24 protein-coding genes are annotated in these 26,927 nt (G+C 66.8%); 20 read left to right on the top strand and 4 right to left on the bottom strand.

Annotated elements, in window-relative coordinates; translation table 11 throughout:
* The first annotated feature begins 17 nt into the window (after positions 1-17).
* The 16 genes from rsmH to lpxC all read left to right on the top strand — a co-directional run bounded on the left by rsmH (position 18) and on the right by lpxC (position 18,734).
* Positions 18-959: a 16S rRNA (cytosine(1402)-N(4))-methyltransferase RsmH gene (gene rsmH, locus O1Q03_RS20570; RefSeq protein WP_269505777.1), complete on the top strand. Its 942-nt coding sequence runs from the start codon at positions 18-20 to the stop codon at positions 957-959.
* On the top strand, positions 956-1,297 hold the full coding sequence (gene ftsL, locus O1Q03_RS20565; RefSeq protein ID WP_269505776.1) for a cell division protein FtsL: 342 nt from the start codon (positions 956-958) through the stop codon (positions 1,295-1,297). Before rsmH ends, ftsL begins: the two co-directional genes overlap by 4 nt.
* On the top strand, positions 1,294-3,144 hold the full coding sequence (locus O1Q03_RS20560) for a peptidoglycan D,D-transpeptidase FtsI family protein (protein WP_269505775.1): 1,851 nt from the start codon (positions 1,294-1,296) through the stop codon (positions 3,142-3,144). Before ftsL ends, O1Q03_RS20560 begins: the two co-directional genes overlap by 4 nt.
* Complete coding sequence (locus tag O1Q03_RS20555; protein WP_269505774.1) at positions 3,141-4,679, top strand: UDP-N-acetylmuramoyl-L-alanyl-D-glutamate--2,6-diaminopimelate ligase; 1,539 nt, start codon at positions 3,141-3,143, stop codon at positions 4,677-4,679. Before O1Q03_RS20560 ends, O1Q03_RS20555 begins: the two co-directional genes overlap by 4 nt.
* The gene (locus tag O1Q03_RS20550; RefSeq protein WP_269505773.1) at positions 4,676-6,082 is read left to right on the top strand and encodes a UDP-N-acetylmuramoyl-tripeptide--D-alanyl-D-alanine ligase; all 1,407 of its coding nucleotides are present in this window, start codon (positions 4,676-4,678) and stop codon (positions 6,080-6,082) included. Before O1Q03_RS20555 ends, O1Q03_RS20550 begins: the two co-directional genes overlap by 4 nt.
* A gap of 16 nt (positions 6,083-6,098) precedes the next feature.
* Positions 6,099-7,268, top strand: coding sequence for a phospho-N-acetylmuramoyl-pentapeptide-transferase (mraY, locus tag O1Q03_RS20545; protein WP_269505772.1), 1,170 nt, complete (start codon positions 6,099-6,101; stop codon positions 7,266-7,268).
* A gap of 28 nt (positions 7,269-7,296) precedes the next feature.
* Positions 7,297-8,808 carry a UDP-N-acetylmuramoyl-L-alanine--D-glutamate ligase gene (gene murD, locus O1Q03_RS20540; RefSeq protein ID WP_269505783.1) on the top strand — a complete coding sequence of 504 codons (1,512 nt, stop codon included), beginning with the start codon at positions 7,297-7,299 and terminating at the stop codon, positions 8,806-8,808.
* Positions 8,805-10,088, top strand: a complete 1,284-nt coding sequence (ftsW, locus tag O1Q03_RS20535; protein WP_269505771.1) for a putative lipid II flippase FtsW — start codon at positions 8,805-8,807, stop codon at positions 10,086-10,088. The genes murD and ftsW overlap by 4 nt, the downstream gene beginning before the upstream one ends.
* Positions 10,085-11,188, top strand: a complete 1,104-nt coding sequence (gene murG / locus O1Q03_RS20530; RefSeq protein WP_269505770.1) for an undecaprenyldiphospho-muramoylpentapeptide beta-N-acetylglucosaminyltransferase — start codon at positions 10,085-10,087, stop codon at positions 11,186-11,188. The genes ftsW and murG overlap by 4 nt, the downstream gene beginning before the upstream one ends.
* The gene (gene murC, locus O1Q03_RS20525; RefSeq protein ID WP_269505769.1) at positions 11,185-12,582 is read left to right on the top strand and encodes a UDP-N-acetylmuramate--L-alanine ligase; all 1,398 of its coding nucleotides are present in this window, start codon (positions 11,185-11,187) and stop codon (positions 12,580-12,582) included. Before murG ends, murC begins: the two co-directional genes overlap by 4 nt.
* A 1-nt stretch (position 12,583) precedes the next feature.
* A complete protein-coding gene (locus O1Q03_RS20520) occupies positions 12,584-13,525 on the top strand; it encodes a D-alanine--D-alanine ligase (protein WP_269505768.1) in 942 nt (313 codons plus the stop codon).
* Positions 13,526-13,544: 19 nt separating this feature from the next.
* On the top strand, positions 13,545-14,297 hold the full coding sequence (locus O1Q03_RS20515) for a cell division protein FtsQ/DivIB (protein ID WP_269505767.1): 753 nt from the start codon (positions 13,545-13,547) through the stop codon (positions 14,295-14,297).
* Positions 14,298-14,323: 26 nt separating this feature from the next.
* Positions 14,324-15,556, top strand: a complete 1,233-nt coding sequence (gene ftsA / locus O1Q03_RS20510; protein ID WP_006752447.1) for a cell division protein FtsA — start codon at positions 14,324-14,326, stop codon at positions 15,554-15,556.
* A 115-nt stretch (positions 15,557-15,671) separates the two neighbouring features.
* On the top strand, positions 15,672-16,868 hold the full coding sequence (ftsZ, locus tag O1Q03_RS20505) for a cell division protein FtsZ (RefSeq protein ID WP_269505766.1): 1,197 nt from the start codon (positions 15,672-15,674) through the stop codon (positions 16,866-16,868).
* Positions 16,869-17,068: 200 nt separating this feature from the next.
* Complete coding sequence (locus tag O1Q03_RS20500; RefSeq protein WP_269505765.1) at positions 17,069-17,575, top strand: peroxiredoxin; 507 nt, start codon at positions 17,069-17,071, stop codon at positions 17,573-17,575.
* Positions 17,576-17,816: 241 nt separating this feature from the next.
* Positions 17,817-18,734 carry a UDP-3-O-acyl-N-acetylglucosamine deacetylase gene (lpxC, locus tag O1Q03_RS20495; protein ID WP_269505764.1) on the top strand — a complete coding sequence of 306 codons (918 nt, stop codon included), beginning with the start codon at positions 17,817-17,819 and terminating at the stop codon, positions 18,732-18,734.
* Between the two features lie 78 nt (positions 18,735-18,812).
* Here lpxC and O1Q03_RS20490 read toward each other — a convergent pair whose 3' ends face one another.
* Positions 18,813-19,292, bottom strand: a complete 480-nt coding sequence (locus tag O1Q03_RS20490) for a DUF721 domain-containing protein (protein WP_269505763.1) — start codon at positions 19,290-19,292, stop codon at positions 18,813-18,815.
* A 268-nt stretch (positions 19,293-19,560) separates the two neighbouring features.
* Between O1Q03_RS20490 and secA the strand changes: the two genes are divergently transcribed.
* The 4 genes from secA (at position 19,561) to O1Q03_RS20465 (ending at position 25,089) form a co-directional block, all read left to right on the top strand.
* Positions 19,561-22,359: a preprotein translocase subunit SecA gene (gene secA, locus O1Q03_RS20485; RefSeq protein ID WP_269505762.1), complete on the top strand. Its 2,799-nt coding sequence runs from the start codon at positions 19,561-19,563 to the stop codon at positions 22,357-22,359.
* Between the two features lie 144 nt (positions 22,360-22,503).
* A complete protein-coding gene (argJ, locus tag O1Q03_RS20475; RefSeq protein ID WP_269505760.1) occupies positions 22,504-23,745 on the top strand; it encodes a bifunctional glutamate N-acetyltransferase/amino-acid acetyltransferase ArgJ in 1,242 nt (413 codons plus the stop codon).
* A gap of 19 nt (positions 23,746-23,764) precedes the next feature.
* Positions 23,765-24,634: an ATP-binding protein gene (locus tag O1Q03_RS20470; RefSeq protein ID WP_269505759.1), complete on the top strand. Its 870-nt coding sequence runs from the start codon at positions 23,765-23,767 to the stop codon at positions 24,632-24,634.
* Complete coding sequence (locus O1Q03_RS20465) at positions 24,631-25,089, top strand: NUDIX domain-containing protein (protein ID WP_269505758.1); 459 nt, start codon at positions 24,631-24,633, stop codon at positions 25,087-25,089. The genes O1Q03_RS20470 and O1Q03_RS20465 overlap by 4 nt, the downstream gene beginning before the upstream one ends.
* Before the next feature lie 63 nt (positions 25,090-25,152).
* Here the strand turns inward: O1Q03_RS20465 and O1Q03_RS20460 are convergent, their stop codons facing one another.
* The 3 genes from O1Q03_RS20460 to coaE all read right to left on the bottom strand — a co-directional run bounded on the left by O1Q03_RS20460 (position 25,153) and on the right by coaE (position 26,854).
* The gene (locus O1Q03_RS20460; protein WP_269505757.1) at positions 25,153-25,353 is read right to left on the bottom strand and encodes a DNA gyrase inhibitor YacG; all 201 of its coding nucleotides are present in this window, start codon (positions 25,351-25,353) and stop codon (positions 25,153-25,155) included.
* 27 nt (positions 25,354-25,380) lie between these two features.
* A complete protein-coding gene (zapD, locus tag O1Q03_RS20455) occupies positions 25,381-26,136 on the bottom strand; it encodes a cell division protein ZapD (protein ID WP_269505756.1) in 756 nt (251 codons plus the stop codon).
* A 109-nt stretch (positions 26,137-26,245) separates the two neighbouring features.
* On the bottom strand, positions 26,246-26,854 hold the full coding sequence (gene coaE / locus O1Q03_RS20450) for a dephospho-CoA kinase (protein WP_269505755.1): 609 nt from the start codon (positions 26,852-26,854) through the stop codon (positions 26,246-26,248).
* Between the last annotated feature and the right edge of the window lie 73 nt (positions 26,855-26,927).

Here is a 26,927-nt window from a genome sequence, read left to right as displayed (position 1 = left end):
TGACGGAGACGCCCGCGATGGGAAATGAATTGCAGCATCGGACCGTGTTGCTGGACGAAGCGGTCGACTCGCTCGTGACGCGACCGGACGGCATTTATGTCGACGGCACGTTCGGGCGGGGCGGTCATAGTCGCGCGGTACTTGCGCGGCTCGGGGCCGCCGGACGGCTGATCGCGTTCGACAAGGATCCGAGGGCGATCGAGACGGCGCAGCGCATCGAGGATGCGCGCTTCTCGATCGTGCATGACAGCTTTGCATCGATGCGCGACGCGCTTGCGGCGCGCGGCGTCGAGAAAGTATCGGGTGTGTTGCTGGACCTGGGCGTGTCCTCGCCGCAGGTGGACGATCCGGCGCGCGGCTTCAGCTTTCGCGCCGATGGTCCGCTGGACATGCGAATGGATCCGACGCGCGGCGAGTCGGCCGCTGAATGGCTCGCACGGGCATCGGTGCAGGAACTGACGGAGGTGATACGGGATTATGGGGAAGAACGGTTTGCTTTTCAGATTGCAAAGGCGCTTGTTGCTCGCCGGGCAGAGTCCGACCGTCTTGGGCCTCTCGACACCACGGGCGAGCTTGCCCAAATCGTGGGTCACGTCGTCAAAACCCGTGAGAAGGGCAAGGATCCGGCAACCCGCACCTTTCAGGCTATACGGATTCACGTCAATCAAGAGCTTGCGGACCTGCAAGTCGTACTAGACGCGGCATTGTCGTTGCTGGAGCAAGGGGGGCGGCTGGTGGTCATCAGCTTTCATTCACTCGAGGACCGGATCGTCAAACGATTCATGCAGGCGCACGCGAGTGCGCCTGCGGTCGATCGTCGCCTGCCGATCCGTGCCGTCGACCTCCCGAGCCCGCCGCTCAAGATAATCAGCCGTCAGTTTCCGAGCGAAGCGGAAGTCGTCGCGAATCCGCGCGCCCGGTCGGCCGTGATGCGCATCGCGGAGCGCGTCACGCCATGAGCCGCTTCAATATCTTCCTGTTGATCATCGTGATGGGGTGCGCGCTGTCGGTCGTCAACTCGACGAATCAGCAGCGCCAGTTCTTCATCCAGCTGCAGCGCGCGCAGTCGCAGGAGCGTCAGCTCCAGCAGGACTATGCACAGCTTCAGTATCAGCAGAGCGCGCTGTCGAAGACCTCGCGCATCGAGCAGCTCGCGAACGATTCGCTGAAGATGCAGCCCGTCACGACGGGTCGCACCCAATACCTGACGCTGCCGCCGGGCGCCATGAAGGCGATCGACGCGCCGATTCCCGCTTCGGCCGATGCGACCGCCAAGGGCAAGGGAGGCGCGCGATGAAGCCGTCGCAGAAGCGCCAGGACGTGAAATTCGCGTCGAGCCCGGTGCTCGGCGTGCATCTGCCGATGTGGCGCTCGAAGCTCGTCGTCTTCCTGCTGTTCATGGCGTTCGTCGCGCTGGCCGCGCGGGCGTTCTGGATTCAGGGGCCCGGGAACGCGTTCTATCAGAAGCAGGGCGAAAGCCGCTACCAGCGCACGCTCGAGCTGCCGGCCACGCGCGGCAAGATCCTCGACCGTAACGGGCTCGTGCTCGCGACGAGCCTGCCCGTGCGCGCGATCTGGGCGATTCCCGACGCGGTACCGGACGACCTCGGCGCGGACAAGATCAACCAGCTCGGCAAGCTCCTCGGCATGACGCCGAAAGAACTGCGCGTGAAGCTGTCGGAAGACAAGGGTTTTGTCTACGTCAAGCGCCAGGTGCCGATCGACGTCGCGGACAAGGTCGCGGCACTCGATATCCCCGGCATCTACCAGCGCAACGAATACAAGCGCTTCTATCCGGAAGGCGAGATCACGGCCCACCTGATCGGCTTCACGAACGTCGAGGACGAAGGGCAGGAAGGCGTCGAGCTGGGCGACCAGAAGCTGCTGTCCGGCACGTCCGGCATGCGTCGCGTGATCAAGGACCGGATGGGGCACATCATCGAGGATGTCGCCGAGCAGATTCCGCCGCACAACGGCACCGACGTCGACCTGTCGATCGACAGCAAGATCCAGTACATCGCGTACGCGAACCTGAAGGCCGCCGTCGAGAAGTTCAAGGCGAAGGCGGGCGCGGCGATGGTCGTCGACGTGCGTACCGGCGAAGTGCTCGCGCTCGTCAACTACCCGACGTACAACCCGAACGACCGCTCGCGCATGACGGGCGAGCAGTTGCGCAACCGGATCATGACCGACGTGTTCGAGCCGGGCTCGATCATGAAGCCGTTCACCGTGTCGCTCGCGCTCGACCTGCACCGCGTGACGCCGAACACGCTCGTCGAGACGGGCAACGGTCATTTCGTGCTCGACGGCGCGCCGATTACCGACGACGCGGGTTTCGGCACGCTGACGGTCGGCGGCGTGATCCAGAAGTCGAGCAACATCGGCGCGACGAAGATCGCGATGACGATGCGGCCCGAGGAAATGTGGAATATGTATACGAGCATCGGCCTCGGCCAGGCGCCGAAGGTCGGGTTCCCGGGCGCGGTGGCCGGCCGCCTGCGTCCGTGGAAGAGCTGGCGCCGCATCGAGCAGGCGACGATGTCGTACGGCTACGGGCTGTCGGTGTCGCTGTTCCAGCTCGCACGCGCGTACACGGCGATCGCGCACGACGGCGAGCTGATGCCCGTGACCATTTTCAAGACGGACCCCAATCAGCCGATCGCGGGCACGCAGGTGTTCAACCCGACCACCGCGCGCGAAGTGCGCGCGATGCTCGAGACGGTGGTCGCGCCGGGCGGCACGTCGCCGGATGCGGCCGTGCCGGGCTACCGCGTCGGGGGCAAGAGCGGTACCGCATACAAGCACGAAGGTCACGGCTACACGCGCAAATACCGCGCGTCGTTCGTCGGGATGGCGCCGATGCCGAATCCGCGCGTCGTGATCGCTGTGTCGGTCGACGAACCGACCGCCGGCAGCCACTTCGGCGGCCAGGTGTCCGGCCCCGTATTCTCGGCGATCGCCGGCGATACGCTGCGCGCGCTGAACGTGCCGCCGAACATGCCGATCAAGCAGCTCGTCGTATCCGACGATACGCCGGGCGCGCCCGCCGACAAGCCGGGCGCGCAGAAGCTGGCGGCAAGTGGCACCGCGAAGCATATGATCGTGTCCAGCACGACGCGTAATTCACCAGGAGTTGTTCGATGAGCGCCGCTCGCAGTTCCCATCCGGCGCATCAGCAGATCGCAGCCGCGCTCGCGTGGCTGCGTCAGCATGTGGCCCCCGCGGCGCAACTGCACGCCGACACGCGCAGCCTGCAGGCCGGCGACGTGTTTCTCGGCTATGCGGTCGACGGGGCCGACAATCGCGCTTTCATTTCCGACGCCGTGGCGCGCGGCGCGGCCGCCGTGCTGTATCAGCCGGACGGTCTCGCAGCGGCACCGGCCGCGCCCGCCGCGCTTGCGGTGCCGGCGCTCGACCAGCTGGCCGGCGAGATCGCCAGCGGCTGGTACGGCGATCCGAGCGACAGCCTGCTCGCGATCGGCGTGACCGGCACGAACGGCAAGACGTCGTGCACGCAATGGATTGCCGCCGCGCTGACGGCGCTGCACCAGCCGTGTGCGCTGATCGGCACGCTGGGCACGGGCATGCCCGGCCGGCTGGTGCCGACGGGCTTCACGACGCCGGACGCGCCGCAGCTGCAGCGCAGCCTCGCGCAACTGCGCGACGCGGGCGCGAAGGCCATCGCGATGGAAGTGTCGTCGCACGCGCTGCATCAAGGGCGCGTGAACGGCACAGCATTCGACATCGCCGTATTCACGAACCTCACGCAGGATCACCTCGACTATCACGGCACGTTCGACGCGTACGAAGCCGCGAAGGCGAAACTGTTCGCGTGGCGCGGGCTGCGCGCGGCGGTCATCAACCGCGACGACGCAGCCGGCTGCCGCCTGCTCGAGAAGCTCGCCGGCCGTGTGCGCACGATCGCATACGGGATCGGCGACGCGCAGGCGCCCGACGCCGATCGCGAACTGGTCGCGCTCGACGTGCGCGCGACCGCCACGGGCACCGCATTTCATCTGCGCTCGTCGTGGGGCGAGGCTGACGTCGAAGTCGGCACGCTCGGCACGTTCAACGTCAGCAACCTGCTCGCGGTGCTCGGCTCGCTGCTCGCGGCCGACGTGCCGTTCGACGCGGCGGTGGCGGAGATTGCGCGGCTCGAGTCCGTCAACGGCCGGATGCAGCGTCTTGGCGGCCGCCTGCAGAACGACGAACCGCTGGTCGTGATCGACTACGCGCATACACCCGACGCGCTCGAGAAGACGCTCGACGCGCTGCGCCCGATCGTCACGGCGCGCGGCGGACGGCTCGTCTGCATGTTCGGCTGCGGCGGCGATCGCGATGCGACGAAGCGCCCGCTGATGGGCGCGATCGCCGAGCGGCTCGCCGACGAAATCGTCGTCACGAGCGACAATCCGCGCAGCGAGGATCCGCAGCGCATCATCGATCAAGTCATCGCGGGCATGACCGCGCCCGATCACGCACGCCGCATCGAGGATCGCGCGAGCGCGATCCTGCAGGCCGTGCGCGGCGCGGCTCGCGAGGATGTCGTCGTGCTGGCCGGCAAGGGCCACGAGGCGACGCAGGAAATCATGGGCAAGAAACGCACGTTCTCCGATCAGGATCACGCGCGGCTCGCACTCGCGGCGCGCGCGACGCACGGCAAGGGAGGCGGCGAATGACGATGCTCACGCTGGGCGAAGCCGCCCGCCTGATTCCGGGCGCCACCGTTCACGGCGATCCGGCCACCACGTTCGAGCGCGTGTCGACCGACAGCCGCACGGTCGGCCCGGGCGACCTGTTCGTCGCGCTGAAAGGCGAGCGCTTCGACGCGCACGACTTCCTCGGCGACGTGGCCGCGCGCGGCGCGGCTGCGGCACTCGTCGCGCATGCGCCGGCAGGCCTCGCGATGCCGGTCATCGAAGGCGGCGAAACGCGTGCCGCGCTCGGTGCGCTCGCGCACGGCTGGCGCAAGCAATTCGCAGTGCCGCTCGTCGCGGTGACGGGCAGCAACGGCAAGACGACCGTGAAGGAAATGATCGCGTCGATCTTCGCTGCGGCAGTCGGCGCCGACGCAAGACTCGCGACGGCCGGCAACCTGAACAACGACATCGGCGTGCCGCTGACGCTGCTGCGCCTGTCGGCTGCGCATCGCATCGCGGTGATCGAGCTCGGGATGAACCACCCGGGCGAGACCGAAGTCCTCGCGCGCATCGCGGCGCCGACGGTCGCGCTCGTCAACAACGCGCAGCGCGAGCATCAGGAGTTCATGGCGACGGTCGAAGCCGTCGCACTCGAGCACGCGGCGGTGATTCACGCGCTGACGCCGGACGGCGTCGCGGTGTTTCCCGCGGACGACGCGTACGCCGGCATCTGGCGGGTCGCGGCGACCGGCAACCGGATTCTCGATTTCGCGCTGCACGACGCCGATCGGCAGGTCGACGCGCAGGTCACGGGCCATCTGCACGGCGGCGAGCTTGCGATCGACACGCCGTCGGGCGCGGTGACGCTGCGGCTGCGCGCGCTCGGCGAGCACAACGCCCGCAACGCGCTGGCGGCCACGGCCGCGGCGCTCGCAGCCGGGGTCGAGGTGGCGGCGATCAAGCAGGGCCTCGAATCGTTCGAGCCGGTGAAGGGCCGCCTGCAGGTCCGGAAGGCGAGCACCGGCAGTCTCGCCGGCGCGACGATCGTCGACGACACCTACAACGCGAACCCCGACTCGATGCGCGCGGCGATCGACGTGCTGGCCGCGCAACCGGCGCCGCGCGTGCTGGTGATCGGCGACATGGGCGAGGTCGGCGACGAAGGCCCGGCATTTCACCGAGAGATCGGCGCGTATGCGCGCGAGCGCGGGATCGATGCGCTGTTCGCGCTCGGCGACGCGTCGCGCGATGCGTGCACGGCGTACGGCGATACGGCGCGCCATTTCGACGAGGTCGGCGCGCTGGTCACGGCGCTGCTCGCGGCGGGCTACGGCGCGCAGGCGACGGTGCTCGTGAAGGGCTCGCGGTACATGAAGATGGAGCGCGTGGTCGACGCGCTGACGAACCAACCCGCGGCGGGCACGGCGCCCGCTGCACACTGAGTAGAAGGAAGGAAGCATGCTGCTGGCGCTGGCGCAATGGCTGCAGGGAGACGCAAGCTTTTTGCGCTTGTTCACGTACCTGACGTTCCGAGCCGTGGGGGCAACCATCACGGCGCTCGGGATCGGGCTCGTGTGCGGACCGTGGGTGATCCGCAAGCTGACGCAAATGAAGGTCGGGCAGGCGGTCCGCAAGGACGGCCCGCAGAGCCATCTCGTCAAGTCGGGTACGCCGACGATGGGCGGCGTGCTGATCCTGATCGGCATCGCGGTCGCGACGTTGCTGTGGGGTGACCTGACGAACCGTTTTATCTGGATCGTGATGCTCGTCACGTTCGGTTTCGGCGTGATCGGCTGGGTCGACGACTACCGCAAGGTCGTCTACAAGGATCCGCGCGGGATGTCGTCGCGCGAAAAGTATTTCTGGCAGTCGGTGATCGGGCTGTTCGCGGCCGTCTATCTCGCGTTCAGCGTATCCGAGGCGAGCAACGTGCGCGTGTTCGACCTGTTCATGGCGTGGGTGCGCAGCGGTTTGTCGATGGGGTTGCCGGCACGTGCCGACCTGATGCTGCCGTTCCTGAAGTCGATCAGCTATCCGCTCGGCGTATGGGGCTTCATCGTGCTGACGTACTTCGTGATCGTCGGCGCGAGCAACGCGGTGAATCTGACCGACGGCCTCGACGGCCTCGTGATCATGCCGGTCGTGCTGGTCGGCGCGTCGCTCGGCGTGTTCGCGTACGTGATGGGCAGCTCGGTCTACTCGAAATACCTGCTGTTCCCGCACATTCCGGGCGCGGGCGAGCTGCTGATCTTCTGTTCCGCGATGGGCGGGGCAGGGCTCGCGTTCCTTTGGTACAACACGCACCCCGCGCAGGTGTTCATGGGCGACGTCGGCGCGCTGGCGCTCGGCGGCGCGCTCGGCACGGTCGCGGTGATCGTGCGCCAGGAAATCGTGCTGTTCATCATGGGCGGCATCTTCGTCGCGGAAACGCTGTCGGTGATGCTGCAGGTGTCGTGGTTCAAGTACACGAAGAAGCGTTACGGCGAAGGGCGCCGCCTGCTGAAGATGGCGCCGCTGCATCACCATTTCGAATTGTCCGGCTGGAAGGAAACGCAGGTGGTGGTGCGTTTCTGGATCATCACGTTGATGCTGTGCCTGTTCGGTCTGTCCACCCTCAAGCTGCGGTAAAGGAAAGGTAACAAGGATGTCTGGCGAGATGTTTGGAGATCGGCAACGGCCGATGGTGCTTGTGCTGGGGCTCGGGGAGTCGGGTCTCGCGATCGCGCGGTGGTGCGCGAGGCACGGGTGCCGGCTGCGTATTGCCGATACCCGCGAGGCGCCGCCGAACCTTGCCGCGCTGCAGGCTGAAGGGATCGATGCCGAGTTCGTCGGCGGGCCGTTTGCGCCTGCGCTGCTCGACGGCGGCGTCGAGATCGTCGGGCTGAGCCCCGGCCTGTCGCCGCTCGAGCCGGAACTCGCAGCGCTGATCGCGGCCGCGAACGAGCGCGGGATCGCGGTGTGGGGCGAACTGGAATTCTTCGCGCAGGCGCTGCGCGCGCTCGGCACGAGCGGCTACCAGCCAAAGGTGCTCGCGATCACCGGCACCAACGGCAAGACCACGACGACGAGCCTCACTGGCCTGCTGTGCCAGCGCTCCGGCAAGAAGGTCGCCGTCGCCGGCAACATCAGCCCGGCGATGCTCGACCGGCTCGCGGCTGCGATCGACGACACGGCGCTGCCCGACGTGTGGGTGCTCGAGCTGTCGAGCTTCCAGCTCGAGACCGCGCGCACGTTCGCGCCCGATGCAGCCGCGATCCTGAATATCACGCAGGATCACCTCGACTGGCACGGCAGCTTCGACGCGTATGCGGCGGCGAAGGGCCGGATCTTCGGCGCGACGACGACGCGCGTGTTGAACCGCGACGACGCGGCCGTGATGAAGTTCGCGCCGGCGGCGGGCGCTGCCGATGCGGCACGCACGGTCACGTTCGGCCTGAACGAGCCGGTGCAGGACGGCGACTACGGGCTGTTGCGCGATAACGGCATCGCGTGGCTGGTGGAAGCGGTCGACCGCGATGCGCCGGACGAGACGACGACGAGCCGCCGGCGCAAGCGCGACGCCGCGCATACGCCGGACATCGCGCAGAAGCGCCTGATGCCGGCCGACGCGCTGCGCATCCGCGGGTTGCACAACGCGGCGAACGCGCTGGCCGCGTTCGCGCTCGCGCGTGCGATCGACCTGCCTGCCGCGCCACTGCTGCACGCGCTGCGCGAATACCGCGGCGAAGCACATCGTGTCGAAGTCATCGCGACGATCGACGACGTCGACTATGTCGACGACAGCAAGGGCACGAACGTCGGCGCGACGGTCGCTGCGCTCGACGGGCTGGCACAGAAGATCGTGCTGATCGCGGGCGGCGACGGCAAGGGGCAGGATTTCGCGCCGCTCGTCGCGCCGGTTGCGCGCTGGTGCCGTGCGGTGATGCTGATCGGCCGCGATGCGCCGGCGATCCGCGACACGCTCGCGGAAACCGGCGTGCCGCTCGTCGACCACGCGACGCTCGAAGCCGCCGTGCGTGCCGCCGCCGATCTCGCCGAACCGGGCGACGCGGTGCTGCTGTCGCCCGCGTGCGCGAGCCTCGACATGTTCCGGAATTACGCCCATCGCGCGGATGTGTTCCGCGCGGCGGTGGATGACATCGCCATCGACAAAGGAGCGACGCCATGAGCTGGTCCGATCGCCTCGTCTCCCGTTTCAACGATCGACGCGACACCGGCGGCAATGCCGCGGGGGGCCGCGTCGCGTCGGCCACACGTGCCGCGACGGGCGGCCTCGCGAGCGTCGTCAGCGGCGTGCGGCCGAGCCGTTCGCGGATGCTCGACTTCGATTACTCGCTGCTGTGGGTCGCGATCGCGCTGCTCGGGCTCGGCGTCGTGATGGTGTATTCGGCGTCGATCGCGATGCCCGATTCGCCGAAATACGCGTCGTACCACGATTACGCGTTCCTGATGCGTCACTGCGTGTCGCTCGTCGTCGCGTTCATCGCGGCGGTCATCGCGTTCCGCGTGCCGGTGTCGACGTGGGACAAATACGCGCCGCATCTCTTCCTGATCGCGCTGGTCGGCCTCGTGATCGTGCTGATCCCGCACGTCGGCAAGGGCGTGAACGGCGCGCGCCGCTGGATTCCGCTCGGCATCACGAACATGCAGCCGTCGGAAATCATGAAGCTCGCGGTCACGATCTACGCGGCGAACTACACGGTGCGCAAGCAGGAGTACATGCAGAGCTTCGCGAAGGGCTTCCTGCCGATGGCGTTCGCGGTCGGTCTGGTCGGCGCGCTGCTGCTGCTCGAGCCCGACATGGGCGCGTTCATGGTGGTCGCCGCGATCGCGATGGGCGTGCTGTTCCTCGGCGGCGTGAACGGCAAGCTGTTCGGCGGCCTCGTCGCGACGGCGGTCGGCACCTTCACGATGCTCGTGTGGCTGTCGCCGTGGCGCCGCGAGCGAATCTTCGCGTATCTCGATCCGTGGGACGAACGCTATGCGCAGGGCAAGGCCTACCAGCTCACGCACTCGCTGATCGCGTTCGGCCGCGGCGAGTGGTTCGGCGTCGGCCTCGGCGGCAGCGTCGAGAAGCTGAACTACCTGCCGGAAGCGCATACCGACTTCATCCTCGCGGTGATCGGCGAGGAACTCGGCTTCGTCGGCGTGCTGGTCGTGATCCTGCTGTTCTACTGGATCGTGCGCCGCGCGTTCGAGATCGGCCGCCAGGCGCTCGCGCTCGATCGCACGTTCGCGGGCCTGATGGCGAAGGGCATCGGTATCTGGTTCGGTGCGCAGACCTTCATCAACATGGGCGTGAACCTCGGCCTGCTGCCGACCAAGGGCCTGACGCTGCCGCTCGTGAGCTACGGCGGTTCCGGCATTTTGCTGAACTGCGTCGCGCTTGCGGTGTTGTTGCGGGTCGATTACGAGAACCGGGTGCTGATGCGCGGAGGGAAGGTATGACCGCGTCGCGACGCACGCTGATGGTGATGGCAGGCGGCACCGGGGGCCACGTGTTCCCGGGGCTCGCGGTCGCGCACCGGATGGAAGCGGCGGGCTGGCGTGTGGTATGGCTCGGCAATCCGGCCGGGATGGAAGCGACGCTCGTGCCGAAGCACGGCATTCCGATGGAGTACGTGCGGTTCGGCGGGCTGCGCGGCAAGGGCCTGAAGACCAAGCTGACGTTGCCGTTGAACCTGCTGCGCGCATGCTGGCAGAGCCTGGGCGCGCTGCGCCGCGTGCGGCCCGACGTCGTGCTCGGGATGGGCGGCTACATCACGTTCCCGGCGGGCGTGATGACCGCGCTGTCGGGGCGTCCGCTCGTGCTGCATGAACAGAATTCGATCGCGGGCCTGACGAACAAGGTGCTCGCGAAACTCGCGAAGCGCGTGCTCGTCGCATTCCCCGGCGCGTTGCCGCACGCGGAATGGACGGGTAACCCGATTCGCGCGGAACTTGCGCACACGGAACCGCCCCAAGCACGCTATGCGTCGCGCAGCGGCCCGTTGAACGTGCTGGTCGTCGGCGGCAGCCTCGGGGCGGCCGCGCTGAACGAAGTCGTGCCGCGCGCGCTGGCGCTGCTCACGCCGGGCGAACGCCCGCGCGTCGTGCACCAGGCCGGCGTGAAGCACATCGATGCATTGAAGGCGAATTACGAAGCGGCCGGTTTCGCGGCCGGCGAAGACGTGCGGCTCGTGCCGTTCATCGACGACATGGCGGCAGCGTATGCGGCGGCGGATCTGGTGATCTGCCGGTCGGGCGCGATGACGGTGTCGGAGATCGCGGCGGTGGGCGTGGCGGCGCTGTTCGTGCCGTTCCCGTACGCGGTCGACGATCACCAGACGACCAACGCCGCGTTCCTCGCCGATGCGGGCGCGGCCGTGCTGGTGCAACAACGCGACCTGTCGGCGGAACTGCTCGCCGACTGGCTGCGCGGCCAGTCGCGGGCGTCGCTCGCGGAGATGGCGGAACGTTCGCGCTCGCTCGCGAAGCCCGAGGCCACCGACGAAGTTGCGCGCGTCTGCGCGAAGGCGGCCGGCGCGAACCTGGAAGAACTGCAATGAAACACATCGTCAAACATATTCATTTCGTCGGGATCGGCGGCGCCGGCATGAGCGGCATCGCCGAAGTGCTCGTCAACCTCGGCTACGAGGTCAGCGGCTCGGACCTGTCGCGCAATGCGGTGACCGATCGTCTCGAGGCGCTCGGCGCGCGGGTCGCGATCGGCCATGATGCGGCGAACATCGAGGGCGCGAACGCGGTCGTCGTGTCGACGGCCGTGCGCTCGGACAACCCGGAAGTGCTGGCCGCGCGCCACCAGGGCGTGCCGATCGTGCAGCGCGCGGTGATGCTCGCGGAGCTGATGCGCCTGAAGCAGGGGATCGCGATCGCCGGCACGCACGGCAAGACCACGACGACGAGCCTTGTCGCGAGCGTGCTCGCGGCGGGCGGGCTGGACCCGACCTTCGTGATCGGCGGCCGGCTGATCAGCGCCGGCGCGAACGCGCGGCTTGGCACGGGCGACTTCATCGTCGCCGAGGCCGACGAGTCGGACGCATCGTTCCTGAACCTGTATCCGGTGATCGAAGTGATCACGAACATCGATGCCGACCACATGGACACCTACGGCCACGATTTCGCGCGGCTCAAGCAGGCGTTCATCGAATTCACGCAGCGCCTGCCGTTCTACGGCAGCGCGGTCGTGTGCGTCGACGATCCGAACGTGCGCCAGATCATCCCGTTCATCTCGAAGCCGGTCGTGCGCTACGGGCTGTCGGCGGATGCGCAGGTGCGCGCGGAAGACATCGACGCGCGCGACGGCCGCATGTATTTCACGGTGATCCGCGAAGGGCGTGCGCCGCTCGCGGTGGTGCTGAACATGCCTGGCCTGCACAACGTGCAGAACGCACTCGCGGCGATCGCGATCGCGACCGATCTCGGCGTGTCGGACGACGCGATCCAGCTGGCGCTGGCGGAATTCAACGGCGTCGGCCGGCGCTTCCAGCGTTACGGCGAAGTGCCGACCGCGGACGGCGGCCAGTACACGCTGATCGACGACTACGGCCATCACCCGGTCGAGATGGCCGCGACGATCGCGGCCGCGCGCGGCGCGTTCCCGGGCCGCCGCCTGGTGCTGGCGTTCCAGCCGCACCGCTACACGCGCACGCGGGACTGCTTCGACGATTTCGTCAACGTGCTGTCGACGGTCGATGCGCTGGTGCTGACGGAAGTCTACGCGGCCGGCGAGGCCGCGATCGCGACGGCCAGCGGCGACGCGCTGTCGCGCGCGCTGCGCGCGGTGGGCAAGGTTGACCCGGTGTTCGTCGCGACGGTCGACGACGTGCCGGATGCATTGGCGAAGGTCGCGCAGAACGGCGACGTGGTGATCACGATGGGCGCGGGTTCGATCGGCGGCGTGCCGGCGAAGCTCGTGCAACACATTCAACAGAAGGCATGACATGAGCGGGATCGATCCGAAACGTTTCGGCAAGGTGGCAGTGTTGTTCGGCGGCGAATCCGCCGAGCGCGAGGTGTCGCTCACCTCGGGCCGCCTCGTGCTGCAGGGCCTGCGTGACGCGGGCGTCGACGCGCATCCGTTCGACCCGGCCGAGCGGCCGCTGTCGGCGCTGAAGGACGAAGGCTTCGTGCGCGCGTTCAACGCGCTGCACGGCGGCTACGGCGAGAACGGCCAGATCCAGGGCGCGCTCGATTTCTACGGGATTCGCTACACGGGCAGCGGCGTGCTCGGCTCGGCGCTCGGTCTCGACAAGTTCCGCACGAAGCTCGTGTGGCAGCAGACGGGCGTGCCGACGCCGCCGTTCGAGACGGTGATGCGCGGCGACGACCTGGCCGCGCGCGCGACGGAGATCGTCGCGAAGCTCGGCCTGCCGCTGTTCGTGAAGCCGGCGAGCGAAGGCTCGAGCGTCGCGGTGCTGAAGGTGAAGGCGGCCGACGCGCTGCCGGCCGCGCTCGCGGAAGCCGCGACGCACGACAAGATCGTGATCGTCGAGAAGAGCATCGAAGGCGGCGGCGAATACACCGCGTGCATCGCCGGCGATCTCGACCTGCCGCTGATCAAGATCGTGCCGGCGGGCGAGTTCTACGACTATCACGCGAAGTACGTCGCCGACGACACGCAATACCTGATTCCGTGCGGGCTGCCGGCGGAACAGGAAGCGGAACTGAAGCGCATCGCGCGCCGCGCGTTCGACGTGCTCGGCTGCACTGACTGGGGCCGCGCGGACTTCATGCTCGACGCCGCCGGCAATGCGTATTTCCTGGAAGTGAACACGGCCCCCGGGATGACCGACCACTCGCTGCCGCCGAAGGCCGCGCGCTCGATCGGCATCAGCTATTCGGAGCTGGTCGTGAAGGTGCTGTCGCTCACGCTCATCGACTGACGCAGGAACGGAACGACGTATGTGGAACAACGTTCGCCAACTCAACCTTGCCGCCAGCGCGCTGTACGCGCTGTTGCTGCTCGTGTTGGCGGCGGCCGGCTGCTACTGGCTGATCCAGCGTCCGACGTTCGCGCTGCGCGAAATCCGGATCGACGGCGACACCGAGCACATCAACACGCCGACGGTGCGCGCCGGCGTGGTCGGCAGGCTGAAGGGCAATTTCTTCACGGTCGATCTCGATGCGGCGCGTGCCGCGTTCGAGCAGATGCCGTGGGTGCGGCACGCGAGCGTGCGGCGGGTGTGGCCGAATGCGCTGGCTGTCACGCTCGAGGAGTACAAACCGCTCGGGACCTGGGGCAGCGCGCAGCTCGTGAGCACCGACGGCGAGCTGTTCACCGCGAACCAGGGCGAGCTGGATCATGAATTGCCCGCGTTCGACGGTCCGGAAGGCAGTGCGAAGGAAGTCGTCACGCGGTATCGCGACTTCACGAACTGGTTTGCGCCGTTGAAGGCGGCGCCTGAAGAAGTGACGCTGTCGGCGCGTTACGCGTGGACGGTGAAGCTGTCGAACGGCATGCAGGTCGAACTGGGCAAGGAGCGCACCAGCCAGACCCTGCACGACCGGAGCCAGCGCCTCGTCGCCGCGTGGCCGGTTGTCACGGAGCGCTGGGGCAACGACATCGAGTACGCGGACCTGCGTTATCCGAACGGATTCGCGATTCGTGCGGCAGGCATGCGGTTCCTGACCGATACCGACAAGCGCAAGAAGTAACGAGAGATCACACGCAAGAGCACTTTATGAGCAAAGACTACAAGGATCTGCTGGTTTCCCTCGACATCGGCACGTCGAAGGTGGTGGCCATCGTCGCCGAGCTGAAGGGCGAGGGCCATTACGAGGTGATCGGCCTCGGCCAGAGCGAATCGAAAGGTCTGAAGAAGGGCGTGGTGGTCAACATCGAGGCCACCGTGCAGTCGATCCAGCGCGCGCTCGAGGAAGCCGAGCTGATGGCCGACTGCAAGATCACCAACGTGTTTACGGGGATCGCGGGCAGCCACATCCGCAGCTTCAACTCGAGCGGGATGGTCGCGATCAAGGACAAGGAAGTCACGCAGACGGACGTCGCGCGCGTGATCGAGACCGCGAAGGCGATCAACATCCCGACCGACCAGCAGGTGCTGCACATCCTCACGCAGGAATTCATCATCGACGGCCAGGAAGACGTGCGCGAGCCGATCGGTATGAGCGGCATCCGGCTGGAAGTGAAGGTGCACATCGTGACGGGTGCGGTGAGCGCCGCGCAGAACATCGTCAAGTGCGTGCGCCGCTGCGGGCTGGAAGTGAACGACCTGATCCTGCAGCCGCTCGCGTCGTCGCTGGCCGTGCTGACCGAAGACGAGAAGGATCTCGGCGTGGTGCTGGTCGACATCGGCGGCGGCACGACGGACATCGCGATCTTCGCCGAAGGCGCGATCCGCCACACCGCGGTGATCCCGATCGCCGGCGACCAGATCACGAGCGACATCGCGATGGCGCTGCGCACGCCGACGCCGGATGCGGAAGACATCAAGGTCGGCTACGGGATCGCGAAGCAGGCGCTCGCCGATCCGGACGAAATGGTGGAAGTGCCGGGCCTCGGCGAACGCGGTCCGCGCACGCTGTCGCGCCAGGCGCTCGCGGCCGTCATCGAGCCGCGCGTCGAGGAACTGTTCTCGCTCGTGCAGCAGGTGGTGCGCGAGTCGGGTTACGAAGAACTCCTGAGCTCCGGCGTGGTCATTACCGGCGGCGCTTCGATGATGCCCGGCATGGTCGAGCTCGGCGAAGACATTTTCTTGAAGCCGGTGCGCATCGGTGCGCCGGAGTATGCAGGCGGCCTCGCCGACGTCGTGCGCAATCCGCGCTACTCGACGGCGATGGGGCTGCTCGTCGAAGGCAGTGCTCAGCGCATGCGCGGCCGCAAGGTCGCCGTGCAGTCCGGCAACGCGGGGCAGATCTTCTCGCGGATGAAGGAGTGGTTCCTGAGCAATTTTTGACCTGCGCAACGAATCGAAATTCGCGCTGGTGCCGGCGGCTGGCGCGCGACAGGGGGTTGCCCGATCTCCTGCCGAATAACGGCCGAGTAGTTCTATTTTCTTGACGGAGGCAACAATGGAATTCGAAATGCTGGAAACCGAAACCAACGGCACCATCATCAAGGTGGTCGGCGTTGGCGGCGCTGGCGGCAATGCCGTCCAGCACATGATCAACCGCGGCGTGCAGGGCGTCGACTTCATCGTGATGAACACGGACGCGCAGGCGCTGTCGCGTTCGCGCGCATCGTCGGTGATCCAGTTGGGCAACACGGGCCTTGGCGCCGGTGCGAAGCCGGAAATGGGCCGTGCGGCAGCGGAAGAAGCACGTGAGCGCATCGCCGACGCACTGCGTGGCGCGCACATGGTCTTCATCACGGCCGGCATGGGCGGCGGCACGGGCACGGGCGCAGCGCCGGTGGTCGCGCAGATCGCGAAGGAGATGGGCATCCTGACCGTGGGTGTCGTCAGCAAGCCGTTCGAGTTCGAAGGCGGCAAGCGCATGCGCGTCGCGGAAGCAGGCTCGCAGCAACTGGAGGATCACGTCGACTCGCTGATCGTCGTCCTGAACGACAAGCTGTTCGACGTGATGGGCGATGACGCCGAGATGGACAAGTGCTTCCAGTGCGCGGACGACGTGTTGAACAACGCAGTCGCGGGCATCGCTGAAATCATCAATGTCGATGGCCTCGTGAACGTCGACTTCGAAGACGTGAAGACGGTGATGGGCGAGCAGGGCAAGGCGATGATGGGCACGGCGACGGTTGCCGGCGTCGATCGCGCGCGCCTCGCGGCGGAACAGGCCGTGGCGAGCCCGCTGCTCGAAGGCGTCGATCTGTCGGGCGCGCGCGGCGTGCTGGTCAACATCACGTCGAGCCGTTCGCTGCGTCTGTCGGAAACGCGCGAAGTGATGAACACGATCAAGAGCTACGCGGCGGAAGATGCAACGGTGATCTTCGGTGCGGTGTACGACGACGCGATGGGCGATGCGCTGCGCGTGACGGTCGTGGCGACGGGTCTGGGCCGTGCGGCGAAGAAGCAGCAATCGGCTCCGATGACGCTGCTGCGCACCGGTACCGACAACCAGCCGGTCAGCGCGGTCTCGCACGGCTATGCACAGCCGCAACACGTCAGCGCGGCCGACTACGGTGCGCTCGATACGCCGGCAGTGTGGCGCAACTCGCGCGAAACCGCGGCATCGCACGTGCAGGCGCTGCAGGAGAAGGGTGTCGACACGTACGACATCCCGGCTTTCCTGCGCAAGCAGGCTGACTGACGACGCACACACAGGCGAAGCCGCGGCGCAATCGTCGAGATTGCCGCGGTAACGCCGGCGTGCCGGATGCTACGGACCACGACAGGCCGCGTCGGATGCGACGCCGGGCCGGGAAACGTGCCCTCTTCGCATGAGCGGAGCGGGATGGGCCGTGCTGTCCGCAACACGCTGAAAAACCGTATCGCTATGAGGGACCAGCCATGATTCAAGTGGGCGACGCGCTGCCCGACGCGCAACTGTTCGAGTTCATCGACGACGCGCGCGAAGGGTGCACGCTGGGGCCGAATGCCTACGGCGTGCGCGACCAGGTTGCGGGAAAGCGGGTGGTGATCTTCGGATTGCCGGGCGCATTCACGCCGACCTGCTCGGCGCAGCATGTGCCGGGCTATGTCGAGCACGCCGAGCAACTGCGCTCGGCGGGTATCGACGAGATCTGGTGCGTGTCCGTCAACGACGCATTCGTGATGGGCGCATGGGGACGTGATCTGCACACCGCGGGCAAGGTGCGCATGATGGCGGACGGCAGCGCTGCTTTCACTCATGCGCTGGGGCTGACGCAGGATTTGTCCGCGCGTGGCATGGGAATCCGTTCCCTGCGCTACGCGATGGTGATCGACGACGGTGTGGTCAAGACGCTGGCCGTCGAAGCGCCGGGCAAGTTCGAAGTGAGCGACGCGGCGAGCGTGCTCGCGACGTTGACGTCCTGACCGTGTGGTGCACCGTTGCCTGACGGCAACGCTGCGCACCGCGCCCAGGACAGTTGTAACACGGGCCGATAGACCGGAAACGCCTCCGTTCCGGGCATCGGCCCGTCCCGTATCGACGCGGGTAAACAGCCGAAACAGATTGATACGCAGTTTCAAACAGCGTTGAATAGGGAATTACGCTATAATCCCGCCTATCGAATATACCTCCTGATTGATATCTTCAATCAAGGCGAAGAAGACCATGTTGAAGCAGCGCACCATCAAATCCATCGTGAAGACCGTTGGGATCGGTGTCCACTCGGGCCGCAAGATCGAGTTGACGCTCCGTCCCGCCGCCCCGGGCACGGGCATCGTGTTTTCGCGCGTCGATCTGCCGACGCCTGTCGACATTCCCGCCACGGCGACGTCGATCGGCGACACGCGGCTCGCGTCGGTGCTGCAGAAGGACGGCGTGCGCGTGTCGACGGTCGAGCATCTGATGTCCGCATGCGCGGGTCTCGGCATCGACAACCTGTATGTCGACGTGACGGCCGAGGAAATCCCGATCATGGACGGCAGCGCGGCGACCTTCGTGTTCCTGATCCAGTCCGCCGGCATCGAGGAGCAGAACGCGCCGAAACGCTTCATCAAGGTGAAGAAGACGGTCGAAATCCGCGACGGCGACAAGTTCGCGCGCCTCGATCCGTATTTCGGCTTCAAGCTCAAATTCTCGATCGACTTCCGTCATCCGGCCGTCGACAAGACGGGCCAGGAGCTCGAGGTCGATTTCGCGAACACGTCGTACGTGCGCGAGATCGCGCGTGCGCGCACGTTCGGCTTCGCGCACGAGGCCGAGATGCTCCGTGAGATGGGCCTGGCGCGCGGCGGCAGCATGGACAACGCGATCGTGCTCGACGAATACCGCATCCTGAACAACGACGGCCTGCGCTACGACGACGAGTTCGTGAAGCACAAGATGCTCGATGCGATCGGCGACCTGTACGTGATCGGCCATCCGCTGCTCGCGTCGTACACGGCGTACAAGTCGGGTCACGGGCTGAACAACCGGCTGCTGCGCGAGCTGCTCGCGCACGAAGACGCGTACGAGATCGTCACGTTCGACGATCCGCAGAGCGCACCGAGCGGCTTCGCGTTCGATACGCAGACGGCCTTCGCCTGAGCGGCGTCCGGCACGAACGATAAAAAAGCGACCTTCGGGTCGCTTTTTTGTTGTCGGGCGGCTGCCGCGGCGGCGCGCTCAGCGCGACGACTTCGCGCCGTGCCGCGCGGCCATGCGCGCCAGGGCGGCCTGCAGCGGCGACGGTTCGAGGTGATCGGCGAGGTCGCGCAACGCCGCGGCGCCGACCGTCGTCATGCGCGCCTGCTTCACGTGCGGCGGTTCGGGCGCGTCCTTCGGCCGCACGCGCACACGCAGCGCCGAAACCGGCCAGCCGCGCTTCTGCAGATCGGTGAGCAGCCGCGGCTCGACTTGCCGCAGCCGGGCAGCGAGCGCGTTGTGCGCGGCAAAGAGGGTCAGGGTGCCGTCCTTGATGGAGCCCGGTTCGACATGATTCGCAAGATAGTCGGGCAGGAAGGCGGCGAGGTCGCGCTGCAGCGACGCGACCTGCTCGACGCCGGCGCGCAGCGCCGCGAACGCGTCGGTGCGGTTGAGCACTTCGGACACGGGTTGCGGGCGATACGCGGGGAGCGGGCCGAAACGCTTGTTAAATCGGTTCATCGAGGCATTCTTCGGGCGCGCATGCGCGCGGACGTTGACGCCGATTGTACCCGCGCCGGCCCGCACGCGCGCGGCTTTCGGGCGGCCGGCTGCGCAGCGGCGCCGCGTGCCGGTGGGCGGCGTGCGTCCTGCCCGGACACGGGCGTGCGCGTTCCCGCGTGCTAAAATTCGTCGTTTGAGTCCACTAATTCGCTAAGCCGCCGAGGCTCGGGCGTCGGGGCGCGCATCACGCGCCGGGCGCCGGTGCTGCGACGCAGGATCCGATCCGATGACAACCGGTTTTCTCCAGAAAATTTTTGGCAGCCGCAACCAGCGGCTCGTCAAGCAATACCAAAAGACCGTCGCGACGATCAATGCGCTCGAAACGCAGATCGAGAAGCTGACGGACGACCAGTTGCGCGGCAAGACGGATGAGTTCCGCCAGCGGATCGCGGGCGGCGAATCGCTCGACAAGCTGCTGCCCGAGGCGTTCGCGGTGTGCCGGGAAGCGAGCCGCCGCGTGCTGAAGATGCGTCACTTCGACGTGCAGTTGATCGGTGGCATGGTGCTGCACTACGGCAAGATCGCCGAAATGCGCACCGGCGAAGGCAAGACGCTCGTCGCGACGCTGCCCGTCTATCTGAATGCGCTCGCGGGCCGCGGCGTGCACGTCGTGACGGTCAACGACTACCTCGCGCAGCGCGACGCCGAATGGATGGCGCGCCTCTACAACTTCCTCGGTCTGTCGGTCGGCATCAACCTGTCGGGCATGGAGCACGACCAGAAGCAGCAGGCGTACGCGTCGGACATCACGTACGGCACGAACAACGAGTTCGGCTTCGACTACCTGCGCGACAACATGGTCTACGAGACCGACGCGCGCGTGCAGCGGGCACTGAATTTTGCGGTTGTTGACGAAGTCGACTCGATCCTGATCGACGAGGCGCGTACGCCGCTGATCATCTCGGGCCAGGCCGAGGATCACACCGAGCTGTACGTGCGAATGAACGCGCTGCCGCCGCTGCTCGAGCGCCAGATCGGCGAGGAGAAGGCCGACGGCACGGGCGTCGAGAAGCCGGGCGACTACACGCTCGACGAGAAGTCGCGCCAGGTGTTCCTGACGGAGTCGGGCCACGAGAAGGCCGAGCGCCTGCTCGCCGAGTGGGGCCTGATCGGCGAGGGTGAAAGCCTGTACGCGCCGCAGAACATCACGCTGATGCACCACGTGTACGCGGCGCTGCGCGCGCACACGCTGTTCCACAAGGACCAGCACTACGTCGTGCAGAACGGCGAAGTGGTCATCGTCGACGAATTCACGGGCCGCCTGATGGCCGGCCGCCGCTGGTCCGACGGCCTGCACCAGGCGGTCGAGGCGAAGGAGCACGTGAAGATCCAGAGCGAGAACCAGACGCTCGCGTCGATCACGTTCCAGAACTACTTCCGGATGTACGCGAAGCTGGCCGGCATGACCGGTACCGCGGACACCGAAGCGTACGAATTCAACGAGATCTACGGCCTCGAGACGGTCGTGATCCCGACCAACCGCCCGCCGAAGCGGATCGACAAGCAGGACCAGATCTACAAGACGGCCAAGGAGCGCTACGACGCGGTGATCCGCGACATTCGCGACTGCTATGAGCGCGGCCAGCCGGTGCTGGTCGGCACGACGTCGATCGAGAATTCCGAACTGCTGTCGCACCTGCTGAAGCAGGCCGGGCTGCCGCACGAAGTGCTGAACGCGAAGCAGCACGAGCGCGAAGCCGCGATCGTCGCGGAAGCCGGCCGTCCGAAGCGCATCACGATCGCGACCAACATGGCCGGTCGCGGTACCGACATCGTGCTCGGCGGCAACGCCGAGAAGCAGGCGGCGTTCATCGAAGCCGACGACGCGATCCCCGCCGACGAAAAGGCGCGCCGCATCAAGCAGCTGCACGACGAGTGGGAAACGCTGCACGAGCAGGTGAAGGCCGCGGGCGGCCTGCACATCATCGGCACCGAGCGCCACGAATCGCGCCGGATCGACAACCAGCTGCGCGGCCGTGCGGGCCGCCAGGGCGATCCGGGCTCGTCGCGCTTCTATCTGTCGCTCGACGATCCGCTGCTGCGCATCTTCGCGGGCGACCGCGTGCGCTCGATCATGGACCGCCTGAAGATGCCGGAAGGCGAGGCGATCGAGGCCGGTATCGTCACGCGCTCGATCGAATCCGCACAGCGCAAGGTCGAAGCGCGCAACTTCGACATCCGCAAGCAGCTGCTCGAATACGACGACGTGTCGAACGACCAGCGCAAGGTGATCTACCAGCAGCGCAACGAGCTGCTCGAAGCACACGACATCACCGAGACGATCTCGGCGATGCGTCACGGCGTGATCACCGAAGTCGTCCGCCAGTTCGTGCCGGAAGGCAGCATCGAGGAGCAGTGGGACGTACCGGAGCTCGAGGAAGCGCTGCGCAACGACTGGCAGCTCGATCTCGCGATCCAGGAAATGGTGAACGAGTCGTCGTCGATCACGGCCGAGGAGATTCTCGAAGCCGTGACGACCGCCGCCGACGAGCAGTACGACGCGAAGGTCGCGATGGTCGGCCGCGAATCGTTCAGCGCGTTCGAGCGCTCGGTGATGCTGCAGACGGTCGACCGCCTGTGGCGCGAGCACCTCGCGGCGCTCGATCACCTGCGCCAGGGCATCCACCTGCGCGGCTATGCGCAGAAGAACCCGAAGCAGGAGTACAAGCGCGAAGCGTTCGAACTGTTCGCCGCGATGCTCGACGCGATCAAGCAGGAAGTCACGCGCATCGTGATGAACGTGCAGATCCAGTCGCCGGAGCAGCTCGAGGAAGCCGCGGAGCAGATCGAGGAGCGCAGCGGTCATCTCGAGAACGTCGAGTACCAGCACGCCGACTACGCGGAAGCCGGGCCGGTCGCGAACGTCGCGGCCGCCGCCACGGCGGCTACCGCGACGGCCGACATGGTCGGCAGCGCGATGACCCACGGCGGCCCCGGCGGCGAAATGCCGAAGGTCGGCCGCAACGACCCGTGCCCGTGCGGCAGCGGCAAGAAGTACAAGCAATGTCACGGGAAGCTGTCATGATCGGCGGCGGCGCGCGCCGCGCGTGCCGCTTCGTTCGCAGCTTCGAGTCAGTGATGTGAGTTGCGGCGGCCCGCTCGTGCGGCCGCCGGTTCTTCCAATCGATGCCGGCGCATGCCGGCATTTTCCATCCGGCAGGTGTGCCCCATGGCTGTCAATTTTCCGTCGATCGATCCCGCCCAACTGCATCCCGTCGCCGGCGTCACGCTAGGCTGGGCGGAAGCGAACATCCGCAAGCCGAATCGCAAGGACGTGCTCGTCATTTCCGTCGACGAAAGGGCGACGGTCGCCGGCGTATTCACCGAGAACCGCTTCTGCGCCGCACCCGTAACCGTGTGCCGCGAGCACCTGGCAAAGGTGCGTGCGGGCGGTCCGGGCATCCGCGCGCTCGTCATCAATACGGGCAATGCGAACGCCGGCACCGGCGAGCCGGGCCTCGTGAACACGCGCGAAACCTGCGCGGAACTCGCACGCCTGGCGGGCATCGACGCCGCGCAAGTGCTGCCGTTCTCGACCGGCGTGATTCTCGAGCCGCTGCCGATCGACCGCCTGAAGGCGGGGCTGCCGGCCGCGCTCGCGAACCGCAAGGCCGCGAACTGGTATGACGCCGCGCAGGCGATCATGACGACCGACACGTTGCCGAAGGCCACGTCGCGCCAGGTGACGATCGACGGCCACACGGTCACGCTGACGGGCATCAGCAAGGGCGCGGGCATGATCAAGCCGAACATGGCGACGATGCTCGGCTTCCTCGCGTTCGACGCGAACGTTGCGCAGCCGGTGCTCGACACGCTCGTGAAGGAAGTGGCCGACCGCTCGTTCAACTGCATCACGATCGACGGTGACACGTCGACGAACGACTCGTTCATCCTGATCGCGTCGGGCAAAAGCACGCTGCCCGCGATCACGTCGACCGATTCGCCGGCCTACGCGGCGCTGCGCGACGCGGTCACGCAGGTTGCACAGGTGCTGTCGCAACTGATCGTGCGCGACGGCGAAGGCGCGACGAAATTCATGACGGTGCAGGTCGAAGGCGGCAAGAGCGTCGCCGAATGCCGCCAGATCGCCTATGCGATCGGCCATTCGCCGCTCGTGAAGACGGCCTTCTACGCATCCGACCCCAACCTCGGCCGGATTCTCGCGGCGATCGGCTATGCGGGCGTCACGGATCTCGACGTCGGCAAGATCGATCTCTATCTCGACGACGTGCTCGTCGCGAAAGCCGGCGGCCGCAACCCGGCCTACCAGGAAGAGGACGGCCAGCGCGTGATGAAGCAGAGCGAAATCACGATCCGCGTGGTGCTCGGCCGCGGCGACGCGCAGGCAACCGTCTGGACGTGCGACCTGTCGCACGATTATGTGAGCATCAACGCGGATTACCGCTCCTGATCGGGGGCGCTCGAAGAACATGGACAAGCTCGAACAGTTTCTGACGCGTGCCGAAGCGCTGCTCGGCCGCCTCGAGGGGATGCTGCCGCCCGCACCGGCGGCCGTCGACTGGAGCGCCGCCACCGCGTTCCGCTGGCGCAAGCGCCAGGGCCGCGGCTATCTGCAGCCGGTGCCGGCCGTGTCGTCGATCACGCTCGACGACCTGCACAACATCGATCGGCAGAAAGCGCTGATCGACCAGAACACGCGGCAGTTCGTCCAGAGCAAGCCGGCGAACAACGTGCTGCTGACCGGCGCCCGCGGCACCGGCAAGTCGTCGCTGATCAAGGCGTGCCTGAACGCGTATGCGAAGGACGGGCTGCGGCTGATCGAAGTCGACAAGGACGACCTGCACGATCTCGGCGACATCGTCGACCTGATCTCGCAGCGTCCGGAGCGGTTCATCGTGTTCTGCGACGACCTGTCGTTCGAGGACGGGGAATCGGGCTACAAGGCGCTGAAGGTCGCGCTCGACGGTTCGATCGCCGCGCAGTCGGACAACGTGCTGATCTACGCGACGTCGAACCGCCGCCATCTGCTGCCGGAGTACATGAGCGACAACGAGTCGTACAAGCATTTGCCGGACGGCGAGATCCACCCCGGCGAAGTCGTCGAGGAAAAGATCTCGCTGTCGGAGCGCTTCGGCCTGTGGGTCAGCTTCTATCCGTTCAAGCAGGACGACTATCTCGACATCGTCGGGCACTGGCTGCGCCATTTCGGCTGCCCGGACGCGGAGATCGAAACGGCGCGCGGCGATGCGCTCGTCTGGGCGCTCGAGCGCGGTTCCCGCTCGGGGCGTGTCGCGTGGCAGTTCGCGCGCGACTGGTCGGGCCGCAAGGAGCAGGCATGAGCACGGATTCCGCAGCGCTCGCCGTGCGCGCGCCCGACGGCCGCAAGGTGACGGAGGTCGCGGTCGGCGTGATGGTGCAGGCGGGCGAGCCGGACGGCGGCTGCCGCTACCTGCTCGCGCAGAGGCTGCAGGGCAAGCCGTACGAAGGCTACTGGGAGTTCCCGGGCGGCAAGCTGGAGGCCGGCGAGAGCGTCGAGGACGCGCTCGCACGCGAACTGCACGAGGAACTCGGCATCGTCGTTACGGCGAGCCATCGCTGGCATACGCTCGAACACGATTATCCGCACGCGTACGTGCGGCTCTATTTCTGCAAGGTGACGGGCTGGACGGGCGAGCCGCACAGCAAGGAAGGGCAGGCGTTCGTGTGGCAGCCGCTGCCGGTCGAGGTTGCGCCGCTGTTGCCGGCGGCGCTGCCGGTGCTCGAACTGCTGGAGAAGGAAGCGGCGTCGCAATGATGCCGTGACGGCCCGCCCGCAAGGCGGGCCATATCGCCGGCGGCGGGAATCGCGCGCGGCCGCTCAGCTGTCGCGGCGGTCGTCGGTGCCGTCTTCCTCTGACGACGGACCTTCGTCGGACGCGCCGCCGATCCGGTACTTTTCCGCAGCCCATGCGCCGAGGTCGAGCTGCTTGCAACGCGCCGAACAGAAGGGACGGAACTGATTTTCAGGTATCCAGCGCACTTCTACGCCGCACGAAGGGCATTTCACAACGGTAGTCATACGAAACGTCGAACCGGTACGCGGTCGTTACAGATTACACAGGGTCAGATGGAATGGCACGTCGATGTCGACCGCGCGCGGACGCACGTCGCCGTCCTGCATGGTGAACCGTACCCACAGCATGTATTTGTTTGCGCTCGCTTCGGGGATCACGCGCAGTTCCGGTGGCACGCGCACCTGCATCAACTGGTACGTGCGCCCCGACAGCATCTGCTGATAGCTGCCCTGCATCGCCATCACCTTCGACGCCTGCCCCGATTCGCGCGCGAGCCGCAGCACGATCGCCGCTGCGTCGCGCAGCGGCAGCAGCGGCGTGATCCATTTCACGATGTCCTGACGCCGCTGTTCGGCGGGCCATTGCTGCCACGCATAATAGGAAGGCAGATCGAATTTGCACGTGCCGCCGGGAATCACCGCACGGCTGCGGATGCTGGCAAGCCACTCGTTGTCGATCAGATGTTGCCCGGTCTTGCCCTGCATCTGCGCGAGATTGGCGAGCGTCTGCTCGATTTCGCCGAGCACGGCCTCGAGCGCGTTCTGTTCGATACCCGGATTGCCGCGGAAGGGGGCGAGCGTCTGGCGTTGACGTTCGAGCTCTTTCATCAGATCCGATTTCAGATCCGCGCGGCCCGTCACCTCGGCGATTTCGAACAGCGTCGTCAGCGCGATGTGGTGCTCACGCGGGTCCTCCTGAGCCAAAAAGAACGCGAAGCGCTCGAACAGGTCTTCGAGGCGCAACAGCGTGCGAATTCGCTCGTTGAACGGATACTCGTAAAGAATCAAGCGCGCTCGCCTCTCGGGTAGGAATTGAAACAATGCAGGACATTCTAATGCTCACTGTCTACCCTAGCAACGCGCCAATTTCGTACACCATCACGATCGCGCGTGCCGATCAGCGTGCGGCGGCCGCGAATTCGAGATAGCGTTGGTGCAATGCGTCGACTTCGGCGGCGAGCGCAGCGGGCGTCGTCGCGTCGTTGACGATCACGTCGTCGGCCGCGGCGAGGCGCGCTGCGCGGGTCGCCTGCCTCGCGATGATCGCTTCGACCTGTTCGCGCGTGAAACCATTGCGGCGCATCACGCGCGCAATCTGCGTTTCGACGGAACAGTCGACGACGAGCACGCGATCGCTGCGCGCCTTCCAATTGCCTGACTCCACGAGCAGCGGCACGACGAAGATCACGTACGGGCCCTGCGCTTCGCCCGCTTCGCGAGCGGTCTCGGCGCGGATCAGCGGATGCGTGATCGCTTCGAGACGCCGGCGTGCATCGTCGTCGCTGAAAATCAGCGCGCGCATCCTGGCGCGATCGAGCGAGCCGTCGGCCGCGACGAAATCCGGCCCGAATGCCTGTGCGATCGCCGGCATCGCGAGACCGGCCGGAGCAGTGATGCGGTGCGCGATCAGATCGGTATCGACGAGCGATGCGCCGCGCGCGGCGAACAGATCGGCGACGGTCGTCTTCCCGCTGCCGATGCCGCCGGTGAGTCCTATTGCAAACATGTGAGCCTCCGCCGGGCCGCCGCGGGGGCGCGGATCCCGGGGGCCCCGCCCCCCGGACAAAACCAAAGCCGGG

The organism is Burkholderia sp. IMCC1007, assembly GCF_027257875.1.
Classification (GTDB): Bacteria; Pseudomonadota; Gammaproteobacteria; order Burkholderiales; family Burkholderiaceae; genus Burkholderia.
This window is presented reverse-complemented; position numbering and strand designations above follow the sequence as displayed.